The 12,309-nt window shown below is 55.2% G+C and carries 12 protein-coding genes and 1 pseudogene; 8 read left to right on the top strand and 5 right to left on the bottom strand.

Annotated features, from left to right (window positions below; translation table 11 throughout):
• Positions 1 to 216 precede the first annotated feature (216 nt).
• The 3 genes from prs to lolB form a co-directional block, all read right to left on the bottom strand.
• Positions 217 to 1,164: a ribose-phosphate diphosphokinase gene (gene prs / locus PMI17_RS21795; RefSeq protein WP_006118899.1), complete on the bottom strand. Its 948-nt coding sequence runs from the start codon at positions 1,162 to 1,164 to the stop codon at positions 217 to 219.
• A gap of 136 nt (positions 1,165 to 1,300) precedes the next feature.
• Complete coding sequence (gene ispE / locus PMI17_RS21790; RefSeq protein WP_007892898.1) at positions 1,301 to 2,158, bottom strand: 4-(cytidine 5'-diphospho)-2-C-methyl-D-erythritol kinase; 858 nt, start codon at positions 2,156 to 2,158, stop codon at positions 1,301 to 1,303.
• On the bottom strand, positions 2,155 to 2,778 hold the full coding sequence (gene lolB / locus PMI17_RS21785; protein ID WP_007892895.1) for a lipoprotein insertase outer membrane protein LolB: 624 nt from the start codon (positions 2,776 to 2,778) through the stop codon (positions 2,155 to 2,157). Before lolB ends, ispE begins: the two co-directional genes overlap by 4 nt.
• A 216-nt stretch (positions 2,779 to 2,994) precedes the next feature.
• Between lolB and hemA the strand changes: the two genes are divergently transcribed.
• The 6 genes from hemA to kdsA are packed head-to-tail and all read left to right on the top strand — an operon-like array spanning position 2,995 to position 8,301.
• Complete coding sequence (hemA, locus tag PMI17_RS21780) at positions 2,995 to 4,251, top strand: glutamyl-tRNA reductase (protein WP_007892893.1); 1,257 nt, start codon at positions 2,995 to 2,997, stop codon at positions 4,249 to 4,251.
• A gap of 41 nt (positions 4,252 to 4,292) precedes the next feature.
• Complete coding sequence (gene prfA, locus PMI17_RS21775; protein ID WP_007892891.1) at positions 4,293 to 5,375, top strand: peptide chain release factor 1; 1,083 nt, start codon at positions 4,293 to 4,295, stop codon at positions 5,373 to 5,375.
• Positions 5,375 to 6,214 (top strand): peptide chain release factor N(5)-glutamine methyltransferase, encoded by an 840-nt coding sequence (prmC, locus tag PMI17_RS21770; RefSeq protein WP_007892888.1) that lies wholly within the window; start codon positions 5,375 to 5,377, stop codon positions 6,212 to 6,214. Before prfA ends, prmC begins: the two co-directional genes overlap by 1 nt.
• A 2-nt stretch (positions 6,215 to 6,216) precedes the next feature.
• A complete protein-coding gene (locus PMI17_RS21765; RefSeq protein ID WP_007892885.1) occupies positions 6,217 to 6,615 on the top strand; it encodes a SirB2 family protein in 399 nt (132 codons plus the stop codon).
• Positions 6,612 to 7,421: an invasion regulator SirB1 gene (sirB1, locus tag PMI17_RS21760; protein WP_007892883.1), complete on the top strand. Its 810-nt coding sequence runs from the start codon at positions 6,612 to 6,614 to the stop codon at positions 7,419 to 7,421. Before PMI17_RS21765 ends, sirB1 begins: the two co-directional genes overlap by 4 nt.
• 25 nt (positions 7,422 to 7,446) lie before the next feature.
• Complete coding sequence (kdsA, locus tag PMI17_RS21755; RefSeq protein WP_007892881.1) at positions 7,447 to 8,301, top strand: 3-deoxy-8-phosphooctulonate synthase; 855 nt, start codon at positions 7,447 to 7,449, stop codon at positions 8,299 to 8,301.
• A 74-nt stretch (positions 8,302 to 8,375) separates the two neighbouring features.
• Here kdsA and chaA read toward each other — a convergent pair whose 3' ends face one another.
• Positions 8,376 to 9,461, bottom strand: coding sequence for a sodium-potassium/proton antiporter ChaA (gene chaA, locus PMI17_RS21750; RefSeq protein WP_007892878.1), 1,086 nt, complete (start codon positions 9,459 to 9,461; stop codon positions 8,376 to 8,378).
• Between the two features lie 368 nt (positions 9,462 to 9,829).
• On the opposite strand from chaA, the pseudogene PMI17_RS25015 reads away from it, so the two are divergent.
• A pseudogene (locus PMI17_RS25015) lies at positions 9,830 to 9,980 on the top strand (ChaB family protein).
• Positions 9,981 to 10,215: 235 nt separating this feature from the next.
• Positions 10,216 to 10,884: a gamma-glutamylcyclotransferase gene (locus PMI17_RS21745; RefSeq protein ID WP_007892873.1), complete on the top strand. Its 669-nt coding sequence runs from the start codon at positions 10,216 to 10,218 to the stop codon at positions 10,882 to 10,884.
• A gap of 6 nt (positions 10,885 to 10,890) precedes the next feature.
• Here PMI17_RS21745 and PMI17_RS21740 read toward each other — a convergent pair whose 3' ends face one another.
• Entirely contained in the window at positions 10,891 to 12,306 is a 1,416-nt protein-coding gene (locus PMI17_RS21740) for a serine/threonine-protein kinase (RefSeq protein ID WP_007892872.1), read from the bottom strand.
• Positions 12,307 to 12,309 lie beyond the last annotated feature (3 nt).

Genomic DNA, 12,309 nt, shown 5'->3' with positions numbered 1-12,309 from the left:
TCTTAGCTAAAGTGTGGAGAAAAATACCATTAATCATTGGACCGCTAAAGGGCAGCAATGCGCGTAGGCAGAAAAGAGTGGATGGCAGCGAGAATAGCGGATTTTAACGAAATTTATCGCGGAAATATCAGCGGGGAAAGTGGCTTAATCGGTGAGTAAAGTGATGGCGAGCAGGCAAAGAAAAACCGGGCACAAGGCCCGGTTTCACACGATGAATTAATGCTCAAACATCGCGGAGATGGATTCTTCGTTGCTGATACGACGAATCGCTTCGGCCAACATGCCAGACAGCGTCAATGTACGCACGTTTGGCAGTGATTTCATCTCTTCCGACAGCGGAATGGTATCGCAGACAATCACCTGGTCGATCACCGATTTACGCAGGTTTTCTACTGCATTACCGGAGAAGATGGGGTGAGTGGCATAAGCGAATACGCGTTTCGCACCGCGCTCTTTCAGCGCTTCAGCCGCTTTGCACAGCGTACCGCCGGTGTCGATCATATCGTCGACCAGTACACAGTCACGGCCGGCAACGTCGCCGATGATGTGCATCACCTGAGAAACGTTCGCACGCGGGCGGCGTTTGTCGATGATAGCCATATCGGTGTCGTTGAGCAGTTTGGCGATAGCGCGAGCGCGCACTACGCCACCAATGTCTGGGGAAACGACAATCGGATTTTCCAGACCAATCTGCAGCATATCTTCCAGCAGAATTGGGCTACCAAATACGTTATCCACCGGAACATCAAAGAAGCCCTGGATCTGTTCAGCATGCAGGTCAACGGTGAGAACACGGTCAACGCCTACGCTTGAAAGGAAATCGGCAACCACTTTGGCGGTGATCGGCACACGAGCAGAACGCACACGGCGATCCTGACGCGCATAGCCAAAGTAAGGAATTACAGCAGTAATACGACCAGCAGAAGCCCGACGCAATGCGTCGACCATCACAACCAGCTCCATCAGATTATCATTGGTGGGGGCACAGGTGGACTGGATGATGAAAATATCACCACCGCGTACATTTTCGTTGATCTGTACACTTACTTCACCATCACTGAAACGGCCAACAGCGGCGTCTCCGAGGCTAGTGTAAAGGCGGTTGGCAATACGTTGTGCTAGTTCCGGGGTGGCGTTACCAGCAAATAGCTTCATATCAGGCACGAGAAGAACCTCAGGCTTGGCGTCCAGAGAATGAACGGCTCTAGAGTAACCGGCGAATACCAAAGAGCATGTTCATACGGGTGTGTTAATGCGCAACGTGCAGTATCTGGAACGTGTGACACTGTCACGGAAACGCTTATAGCCCAGAAAGTGTGCGCTGCAACGGCGAGATATTAAGCCCGCGCGCCACAAATCCGCAAATCCATTTCGGGGCAAGCTCCAGCACCTGACGTGCGGCGGACTCGGTGTCAAATTCAGCAAACACACAAGCTCCGGTCCCAGTCAGGCGCGACGGCGCGTATTCTAGCAGCCAGGAAAGCAGCTCATCAACCTTACGAAAACGTTTTCTTGCCACAGCCTCACAATCATTGTGAAAAGGACGGTGCAACAGTTCATCTAATGTGCGGATTGGTGAATCACGCGTCAGATCGGGATCGCGGAACAGATCGGGCGTGGCAATGCTGACGCCGGGATGCGCCACCAGATACCATTTTTCCTCAGGTGTCGCGGGGTGTAACTGTTCGCCAACGCCCTCGGCAAAGGCGGCGTGTCCGCGCACAAACACTGGCACATCCGCGCCCAGTTTGATGCCAATCGTTGCTAAGTCATCAACGCTCAACTGGGTGTGCCACAAATGGTTGAGCGCTACCAGCACTGTGGCGGCATCGGAAGAGCCACCGCCTAAACCGCCGCCCATTGGCAGCACCTTCTCCAGCGAAATGGTTGCGCCGGCATGTGCTGGCAAGGTGCCGCGGGCGGCAGCGAACTGTTTCAGCGCCTGAGCTGCACGTACAATCAGGTTCTCTTCATCCGGTACGCCATCCAGCGGCGTCAGCAGCGTAATCTTGTCGCTGCTATCGGCTGCAATCTGTAACGTGTCGCCGTAATCAAGAAACTGAAACAGCGTTTGCAGGTTGTGATAGCCGTCTGAACGACGGCCGGTGATGTATAAAAACAGGTTCAGTTTTGCTGGCGCAGGCCACGTGGTGATCATTGGGTGGTCCAGCTATCCATGCGCAGTTTGATACGTTGACCGCCTTCAGTCAGCTCCAGATTCGCCGGCAGCGGCGGGTTAACCTTGCTGTCGTAATCCGAGATATTCACCTTCCACTGCTGGCCATTGCGACTGTAGTTCAGGCTTTGCAGCTGATAGTGGCTGTTGAGCTGATAATCGCTGGCATCGCCGGGCAAGCCCATCATCCACTGACGCAGATTGGCGAGTGGGATATCCATGCCGGTAAGCTGTGAAATCATCTTCTCAGCATCGTTGCTCACGTAACGCTTGCCTTTATTATCGACGATCTGCACTACCGAACCCTGCGCATCAAGCTGCAGTTCGGTGCTGCCGAGCGGATTGGTCAGCAGTAGGCGATAGCGATCGGCGGCGGTTTGCTGCCAGTTAAAGCGCGCATACACTTTTTGTTTATCCGAAAGATAAGCGAACGCACCGCGCGTCTGATACTGGCTGATTTTGGTTACAGCCTGCTGGTGCTGCTGCCATTGGGGTGACGTGGTGCTTGGGCCCGGACCTTGTGGTTTGTTAATGGTACATGCAGCCAGTAACACGCTGGCAAGGGGTAAAAGGCGCAGTAACTTGCGCGGGGGCAAATGCATCACGTGGTCATCTCCTCAGACACGTTTTTACTTCGTAACCGGTAACGCTAACCATCCGCAGGTAAGCCGTCAATGCTGTTATGGCAATAATTGCGCACGATCAGTTTAATCTTATTACAGTCATAGGCTTTGTATGGCTTTTCTTGACCTGTGGCATCTTGTAGAATGCGCAGCACAAAACCCTGACAACTATTGGGATATCCCAACCCGAATCACATGACGCTGCTTGCACTCGGAATCAACCACAAAACTGCACCTGTTGCGCTACGCGAACGCGTTGCGTTTACACCAGACACGCTGGAACTGGCGCTGAATAGCCTGCTGTCCCAGCCGATGGTGCAGAGCGGTGTGGTCCTTTCGACCTGCAACCGTACTGAACTCTACCTCAGTGTAGAGCAGCAAGCCGACCTGCAGGAGAAGCTGGTGCGTTGGCTGTGTGACTACCACGATCTGCGTGAAGAGGATGTGCGTAACAGCCTCTACTGGCATCAGGATAACGCGGCGGTCAGCCATCTGATGCGCGTTGCCAGCGGGCTGGATTCGCTGGTGTTAGGTGAACCGCAGATTTTGGGTCAGGTAAAGAAAGCCTTTGTTGACTCGTCACGCGATCATGCGTTGAGCAGTGAACTGGAGCGCATGTTCCAGAAAACCTTCTCCGTAGCCAAACGCGTGCGTACCGAAACCGAAATCGGCGCCAGCGCGGTGTCCGTGGCCTTCGCCGCCTGTTCACTGGCACGCCAAATCTTTGAATCGCTCAGCACCGTTAACGTGCTGCTGGTCGGCGCCGGTGAAACCATCGAGCTGGTGGCGCGTCACTTGCGCGAACATCACGTGAAAAAGTTGATGATTGCCAACCGCACCCGCGAACGTGCGCAGCTGCTGGCCGATGAGGTTGGCGCGGAAGTGATTGGTCTGGCCGATATCGAAACGCGCCTGGCCGATGCCGACATTATTATCTCTTCTACCGCCAGCCCGCTGCCGATTATCGGTAAAGGGATGGTGGAGCGCGCGCTGAAGGCGCGTCGCAATCAGCCAATGCTGCTGGTCGATATTGCCGTACCGCGCGATGTCGAGCCTGAAGTCGGCAAGCTGGCGAATGCCTATTTGTACAGCGTTGATGATCTGCAGGCGATCATTGAGCAGAACATGGCGCAGCGCAAAGCGGCTGCCGTGCAGGCTGAAAGCATTGTGGTGCAGGAGAGTGGCGAATTCATGGCCTGGCTGCGCGCACAAAGCGCGGTAGAAACCATCCGCGAATATCGTTCACAAGCCGATGAAGTGCGTGCCGAACTGCATGAGCGCGCCTTGATGGCGTTGCGTCAGGGCGCTGACGCGGAAAAAGTATTGCAGGAACTGGCCCACAAGCTGACCAACCGTTTAATTCATGCACCAACCAAATCACTGCAGCAGGCCGCGCGCGACGGCGACAGCGAACGCCTGCAGATCTTACGTGACAGCCTCGGTTTAGAGTAATCTGGTCAGTCACGACCTATCACTGGGATACCCGCTATTACATGAAGAGCTCTATTGTTGCCAAGCTGGAAGCGCTCCAGGAACGCCACGAGGAAGTGGAAGCGTTGCTGGGCGATGCCGGCGTGATTGCCGATCAGGATCGTTTCCGCGCGTTGTCACGCGAATATGCTCAGCTTAGCGACGTCACACGCTGTTTCCGCGAGTGGCAGCAGGTGCAGGAAGACGTTGAAACCGCCGAAATGCTGCTGGAAGATCCGGAAATGCGCGAAATGGCGCAGGAAGAATTGAAAACGTCACGTGAGAAGCGTGAAGAGTTAGAGCAGCAGCTACAGGTGCTGCTGCTGCCAAAAGATCCCGACGATGAACGTTCGTGCTTTGTCGAAGTGCGCGCCGGCACCGGCGGTGATGAAGCAGCGATTTTCGCTGGCGATCTGTTCCGCATGTATAGTCGTTACGCAGAAGCGCGTCGCTGGCAGGTGGAGATCATCAGCGCCAACGAAGGCGAACACGGCGGCTATAAAGAGGTGATCGCCCGTATCAGCGGCGACGGCGCTTATGGCCGCTTTAAGTTTGAATCGGGCGGCCACCGCGTGCAGCGCGTACCGGAAACCGAATCGCAGGGGCGTATTCACACCTCAGCCTGTACCGTTGCGGTGATGCCGGAACTGCCAGAAGCTGAAATGCCGGAAATCAACGCGGGCGATTTGAAAATCGACACCTTCCGTTCTTCCGGTGCCGGTGGACAGCACGTTAACACCACCGATTCCGCGATTCGTATCACCCACTTGCCAACCGGTATTGTGGTGGAGTGTCAGGATGAGCGCTCACAGCATAAAAACAAAGCCAAAGCGTTGGCGGTGCTGGGCGCGCGTATTCATGCCGCTGAAACCGCCAAGCGTAATGCCGCTGAAGCCTCCACGCGTCGTAACCTGCTGGGCAGCGGTGATCGTTCTGATCGCAACCGCACCTATAACTTCCCGCAGGGCCGCGTCACCGATCACCGCATCAACCTTACCGTTTATCGCCTCGACGAAGTGATGGAAGGCAAGCTGGATGCGCTGATTGAGCCGATTGTGCAGGAGTATCAAGCCGATCAGCTGGCGGCACTGGCTGGTCAGGACTAATGATCATTCGTCGCTGGCTACAGCAGGCTGTGGTAGCGCTCTGTGGCGGCGACAGCCCGAAGCGCGATGCGGAAATTTTGCTGGGTTTCGTCACGGGCAAGACCCGCAGCTGGCTTGTGGCGTTTGATGATGCGGAACTGGATGCGGCGCAGCAGCAACAGCTGAATGCGCTGCTGGCGCGGCGTGTTAACGGTGAGCCAATTGCGCATCTGGTGGGCGAACGTGAGTTCTGGTCGCTACCGCTGCGCGTCAGCGATGCCACGCTGATACCGCGTCCGGATACCGAAGTGCTGGTGGAGCAGGCGCTGGCGCATCTGCCAACCACCGCCCGCTCCGTGCTGGATTTGGGCACCGGAACCGGTGCGATTGCGCTAGCCTTAGCCAGCGAGCGGCCAGCGTGTCAGGTTATCGGCTGCGATCGCATTGCAGCGGCGGTGGAACTGGCGCAGGACAACGCGCAGCGCCTGCACATCAATAACGCCACCTTTATTCTCAGCCACTGGTTTGACTCACTTCCCGCCCAACGTTTTGACCTGATTGTCAGCAATCCGCCCTACATTGATGCCGCCGATGAACATCTGCAGCAGGGTGACGTACGCTTTGAGCCGCTCAGCGCGCTGGTGGCGGACGATCAGGGTTTAGCCGATTTACGATTCATTATTCACACCGCACCGGGCTGGCTGCAGTCTGGCGGCTGGCTGCTGTTGGAACATGGCTGGCAGCAAGGCGCAGCCGTGCGTGCCATCATGCTGCAGCAGGGTTACCAGGCGGTGAGTACCGTTGACGATTACGGCGGAAATCCGCGCGTCACGCTAGGACAATTTTTAATTAAGGAATAACGATGGCGAGCTGGTATCCCCTGATCAAACATTTTCATCTGCTAACCGTGGCCCTGACCATCAGCCTGTTTTTGCTGCGTTTTTACTGGCAGTGCACCGGCTCAGCCATGCTACAGCGCCGCTGGGTGCGGATTGTGCCGCACGTTAACGACACGTTTTTGCTGTTAAGCGGTGCGCTGTTAGTGATGATTACCCACTTTTATCCGTTCACCCCGCAAGGAAGCTGGCTGACGGAGAAGCTGTTAGCGGTTATTATCTACATCGCCTTAGGTTCCGTGGCATTGAGCCGTCGCCCACGTAAAATGGGGACACGTTGGATCGCCTGCCTGATTGCAATCGTAGCTTTACTGTTTGTGATTAAGCTGGCGATGACCAAAATGCCGTTATTGGGGATTGTATGACCTCGCCAGAGCAACTCGATTACAGTGAAACACCGTTGAGTGAAGCGGTGATTGGCGCCACATGCGCCATACGCAATGATTTTTCTGCGCCTTCTGTGCAACAACAGTTGGCCGCGCTGGTTGATGAAGCCCGTGAATTCGTTAGCAGTGAACAGGACGCCGATCTGCAGCTGGGTAAGCTGTTAGAGCTGTTCTATCGCCAGTGGGGATTTGGCGGCGCCAGCGGCGTCTACAATCTCTCCGATGCGCTGTGGATTGACAAAGTATTGAAGAGCCGCCAGGGCACCGCGGTATCGTTAGGCGTGATTCTGCTGCATATCGCCGATGAGCTGGAGCTGCCGCTGATGCCGGTGATTTTTCCCACTCAGCTGATTCTGCGTGCCGACTGGCTCGACGGCGAAATGTGGCTGATCAATCCGTTCAACGGCGAGACGCTGGATACGCATACCTTGGAAGTGTGGCTAAAGGGCAACATCAGCCCAACCGCCAAGCTGTATAACGACGATCTCGATGAAGCCAAGACCATTAACGTGATGCGCAAGATGCTCGACACCTTGAAATCCGCGCTGATGGAAGAGAAGCAGATGGAACTGGCGCTGAACGTCAGCCAGGTGCTGCTGCAGATCGATCCAGACGATCCTTATGAAATCCGCGATCGCGGGCTGATTTACGCGCAGTTAGAGTGTGAACACATCGCCCTGACCGACTTGACCTATTTCGTTGAGCAATGTCCTGAAGACCCGGTCAGCGAAATGATTAAAGTGCAGATTCACGCAATCGAACAGAAACAGGTGACGCTTCACTAAGCGTCACAAGATATAAGGAAAGATCATGACACAGAAAGTAGTGAATATTGGCGATATCAAGGTCGCAAACGATCTGCCATTCGTTCTCTTCGGCGGCATGAACGTGCTGGAATCGCGCGATCTCGCCATGCGCATCTGCGAACATTACGTTAAGGTCACCGATAAACTCGGTATCCCCTACGTGTTCAAAGCCTCTTTTGATAAAGCAAATCGCTCTTCCATCAAGTCTTATCGCGGTCCAGGCCTGGAAGAGGGCATGAAGATTTTCCAGGAGCTGAAGCAGGCTTTCGGCGTGAAAATCATCACCGATGTGCACGAAGCTTCCCAGGCGCAGCCGGTGGCTGACGTGGTTGATGTCATCCAGCTGCCCGCTTTCCTCGCACGCCAGACCGATCTGGTGGAAGCGATGGCGAAAACCGGCGCAGTTATCAACGTGAAGAAGCCTCAGTTTGTTAGCCCTGGCCAGATGGGCAACATCTATGACAAATTCGTCGAAGGCGGCAACGATCAGGTTATTCTGTGCGACCGTGGCAGCAACTTCGGTTACGACAACCTGGTGGTCGACATGCTCGGCTTCAACGTGATGAAAAATGTCACCCACAACAGCCCGGTGATCTTCGACGTTACCCATGCGCTGCAGACCCGTGACCCGTTCGGTGCTGCGTCCGGTGGACGTCGTGCGCAGGTTGCTGAGCTGGCGCGTGCCGGTATGGCGGTTGGCATCGCGGGTCTGTTCATTGAAGCGCACCCAGAGCCAAACAGCGCCAAATGCGATGGCCCATCCGCGCTGCCGCTGGACAAACTGGAGCCGTTCCTGGTGCAGATGAAAGCGATTGACGATCTGGTGAAGCGTTTCCCAGAGCTGGATACCAGCAACTGATTGTTATCAGATGTGAAAAAGGCGCCGATGGCGCCTTTTTTATTGCCTGGCCGCCAGCAAGGGCGATCGGTCACTTACAGCATAATCGTCAACAAATACCCGGCAAACAGCGCCAGATGCGCGGCCCCGTTCAGTACGTTGGTGCGTCCGGTTGAGAACGAAATATGGCACAGAATCAGTACGGCGCTCATGATCACCATTTGTGGCGGCTCAAGGCCGAACACCAATTGCTGGTCGGTCAGGGTGGCAATAATGGTAACCGCCGGAACGGTAAGAGAAATGGTCGCCAGCACCGAACCGAAGAACAGATTCATCGCGCGCTGCACCTGGTTCATCAGCACGGCTCTAATCGCGCCTAAACCTTCCGGCGACAGAATCAGCAGCGCCACCAGGAACCCGGTAAACTGCGCCGGTGCGTTCAACTCGGTCAGCAGGCTTTCCAGCGGGTTAGCGTTCATCTTGGTGACGGTGATTACCGCAATCAGATGCACAATCAGCCACGCGGTATGCCACAGCGAACTGTGCGCTGACGGCTTGCCGTGGTGCGGATCGTCACCATCATCTTCGTGCTCATATACAAACAGACTTTGGTGAGTTTTAGTTTGAATCAGCAGGAACACGCCATACATCGCCGCAGAGATGGCCGCAATAATCAGCGCCTGCGTGGTGGTAAAATTACCGCCCGGTAACGCATTGGGAAACACCAGCACCAGAATCGCCAGCGGGAAAATGGCGATCATGTACTGCTTAACGCCCGCCAGGTTGACGTACTGGGTAGCAAACTTGCGGCCTCCCAGCAGCAGGGCGAAGCCGACTAAACCGGCGGTCACTATCATGATGATGGAGTAGAGCGTATCGCGCATCAGCGCAGGCGCGGCATCGCCGGTGGCCATTAGCGCGGAGATAAGGCTAACTTCAAGAATCACGACCGAAAGGCTGAGAATCAGCGAGCCGTAAGGTTCGCCTAAACGGTGCGCCAGTACGTCGGCATGACGTACAACGCTAAAAGCGCTAAAGAGGATGGCGACCAGCGCCAGCAGGTTGATGCCGATCACCGGCAGAAGCGCTGTCTGGTTGCCGAAGAAGCTCAGCACCGCCAGCGCAGCAACGGGGAAAATCAGGGAGTACTCTGTGTGACGGGTTTTCTCATGTGCAGGCATTTACCATCCTCTCCGGAAAAAAGAACCAAGCAGGCAATCATTGCCTGATAAATATAATGAGTTTTCTGACGCAACGCAGTGTAACTTTTCATCAGCTGTGCTGCTGTGACTTTACGCGATTTTACTAAAAGCGGTTATCAAACATAACACGACAAAAGAGTGAGTTATTGCAGGATTACGTCACATATTCATTGTGTTGCGATAGTGACAAACTCACTTATTAACGATATTCATCCCGTTAATTCTCCTTCATGCTCTGTTTTATAGTGGTTTAACCCTCTTTTATCGTTGTTGCCAGTAAAAGTGTGGGTTTGCGTTTTAGCGCAGATGTTCCATGCTTAACGCTTAGGGTTGAAACAGGAGGAACTATGCCTTATTCATCAAACCGTGAGCTGCCGGACAGCGTGCGTCATGTCTTGCCGAGCCACGCGCGAAGAGGTTGCCCATAAAGTCGCCTGGTCAGCGGTCAAGCAAGAGTACGCTAAAGGTGAAGACGACAAGTGGCACCCTAAACATTAATTTCCCCTGCGGGCTAATGCGGCCCGCTGCGCCATTTCCCCTCATCATTCAAGTTCCCCGCCAGGCAGCCGATGCTATTTACACAGAATTTCCCTTTTGTGATCGGGGTCAATCTTGAAATTTTTGTTAAAAATGAATTAATGTCTTCTCTTAAGTCGATGCAACGCGCGTCGCCTGTAGACATCAGTTTTCAGCAAACACACCGGCAAGATGTCAGTGCAGCAGAGGAGGTACAGTGTTAACGCGGGAATTTTTATTAAAAGCAGATTGTAAAACATCATTTGGCGATATTGATGAAGCACTGTTCTGGAGTTGCGAAAAGCGTGCGGCATCGCTCTCTGCCACGCTTGCCTGTCGCCCTGACCAAAGTCCGGTGTGGATTTTTGGCTACGGTTCGCTGATGTGGAATCCGATTTTTGAAGCGGCCGAAGTCGCACCGGGCCGGTTAGAAGGCTGGCATCGCGCCTTTTGTCTGCGTCTGATTGCCGGACGCGGCACCGTTACCGCACCTGGCCGCATGCTGGCGTTGAAAGAGGGCGGCTCAACCAGCGGGCTGGCGTTCCGTTTGCCGGAATCGCGTCTGCACGATGAACTGGAGTTGCTGTGGAAGCGTGAGATGATCACCGGCTGCTATCTGCCCACCTGGTGCGAACTGCAGCTGGAGGATGGTCGCAACGTTACCGCGCTGGTGTTCATCATGGACCCGCGTCATCCGCTGTATGAAACCGACTCCTGCCGCCGCACCATCGCACCGCTTATCGCGCAAGCCAGTGGCCCGCTGGGCACCAACGCACAGTATCTGTATGCGCTGGAGCAGGAGCTGGGTAATCGCGGTATGCAGGAAGAGGCGTTGACGCGCCTGGCGGCAGAAGTCAGAGCGCTGCAGAGTTCCGCAGCGCGCTAAGACTTATCACTGTGCGGGGTTGATCAGCCAGGTTCCAGGCTGATCGATGGTCAGTGATTGGCTATAAACCTGGTTGCCGTTACGCACTTCGATGCGATAGTTACCGGCAGCCAGATTCAGCGAGGCAAATCCGCTGCTCGAAGGTTTCACATCTTTGGCTTCCCCATTCAGCATCACATTCTCGCCCGCCTGCAAGCGCAGATAAACCGTTGCCACCGTGGGCGAACTGCTCACCGCGCTACTGCCTTGAGCAGCAGGCGCTGCCGGAGCGGTGGTAGCCGCGACGGGCGGCGCTTCACTGTGACGATTCGCTTTCCATACCACCACCACCACCGCCAGAATGGCAATCGCGGCGGCTGCCACTAATCCAGGCGATAAGCGGCGCACGTTGCGCGGGGTTAAGGGCTCAACGGCTGCTGCAGCGTGATTGACCGCCAAAACCTGCGGTTCCGTTGTGACCATGACCGGCTCTGCTGGCGCAGGAGGCTCAGCCACCGTCGGTAAAGTTGTCGAGAGCGCTTCGACATCGCTGACCGGCAGGTCGATCAAACTGGCAAAGGCATCAATGCTTTGCGGACGATCCTCGGGCTTCATCGCTAACGCGCAGTCAATGGCGTGCAGCAACGGCAGCGAATAACCTTCCGGCTGGCGCTCTACCAGCGGTTGATAGTTATCTTCGATACAGCGCACCACGCTGACCGGCGGCGCATGACCGGTGATCAGATTGTGCAGCACCGCACCGAGGGCATAAATATCGGTCCACGGACCTTGCTCGATTTCGCCTTCTTCACTGTATTGTTCAATCGGGGCAAAGCCGGGCTTCAGCATGATCTCAGTTTCGTCGGAAAGGTTGCCAATCTCTTTGCGCGCCGAACCGAAGTCGAGCAGCACCGGCAGCTGGTTTTCCTGAATCTGGATGTTATCCAGCGAGATATCACGGTGCAGATAACCGGCGGTATGGATGGTATCAATCGCCCCAAACAGCGGCGGCAGCAGGCGACGGATCCAGCTTTCATCAATGCTGTCCGGGCTGGTGATCTGCCACTCTTTCAGCGTCATGCCGCTGTAATAGAGCGTGCCCATATAAGCGGTACCGTTCTCTTCCCAGAAGCGCAATACGTGCAGCAAGCCGGGATGATTGAAGCGCGCCAGCAGGCGCGCCTCCTGAATAAAGCTGTTGCGTCCTGCGGTAAATAACTTATGGAAACGCTCACCGCGCAGTTCCAGCGACATATCCGCCGCGCGTACCGCCAGCGACACCGGCATGTACTCTTTGATGGCGATAGTGCGCTCCAGCTGATGATCCCAGGCACGGTAAACAATGCCAAAGCCGCCGCCGCCAATCACTTCCTTGATTTCAAATTCATTAAACCGGTAGCCCGCAGGAAGGGCGTTAGGTGTATGGTTTTCGTTTGCCGACATAGT

This window comes from Pantoea sp. GM01 (genome assembly GCF_000282675.1).
GTDB classification, from domain to species: Bacteria; Pseudomonadota; Gammaproteobacteria; order Enterobacterales; family Enterobacteriaceae; genus Pantoea; species Pantoea nemavictus.
The sequence above is the reverse complement of the archived record's forward strand: the minus strand, read 5'-3'. Positions and strand labels throughout refer to the sequence as shown.

Coding starts and splice junctions, on each gene's coding strand:
- ispE (WP_007892898.1), bottom strand. CDS start 2,158: ATGATCACCACGTGGCCTGCGCCAGCAAAACTGAACCTGTTTTTATAC.
- lolB (WP_007892895.1), bottom strand. CDS start 2,778: ATGCATTTGCCCCCGCGCAAGTTACTGCGCCTTTTACCCCTTGCCAGC.
- hemA (WP_007892893.1), top strand. CDS start 2,995: ATGACGCTGCTTGCACTCGGAATCAACCACAAAACTGCACCTGTTGCG.
- prfA (WP_007892891.1), top strand. CDS start 4,293: ATGAAGAGCTCTATTGTTGCCAAGCTGGAAGCGCTCCAGGAACGCCAC.
- prmC (WP_007892888.1), top strand. CDS start 5,375: ATGATCATTCGTCGCTGGCTACAGCAGGCTGTGGTAGCGCTCTGTGGC.
- PMI17_RS21765 (WP_007892885.1), top strand. CDS start 6,217: ATGGCGAGCTGGTATCCCCTGATCAAACATTTTCATCTGCTAACCGTG.
- sirB1 (WP_007892883.1), top strand. CDS start 6,612: ATGACCTCGCCAGAGCAACTCGATTACAGTGAAACACCGTTGAGTGAA.
- kdsA (WP_007892881.1), top strand. CDS start 7,447: ATGACACAGAAAGTAGTGAATATTGGCGATATCAAGGTCGCAAACGAT.
- chaA (WP_007892878.1), bottom strand. CDS start 9,461: ATGCCTGCACATGAGAAAACCCGTCACACAGAGTACTCCCTGATTTTC.
- PMI17_RS21740 (WP_007892872.1), bottom strand. CDS start 12,306: ATGTCGGCAAACGAAAACCATACACCTAACGCCCTTCCTGCGGGCTAC.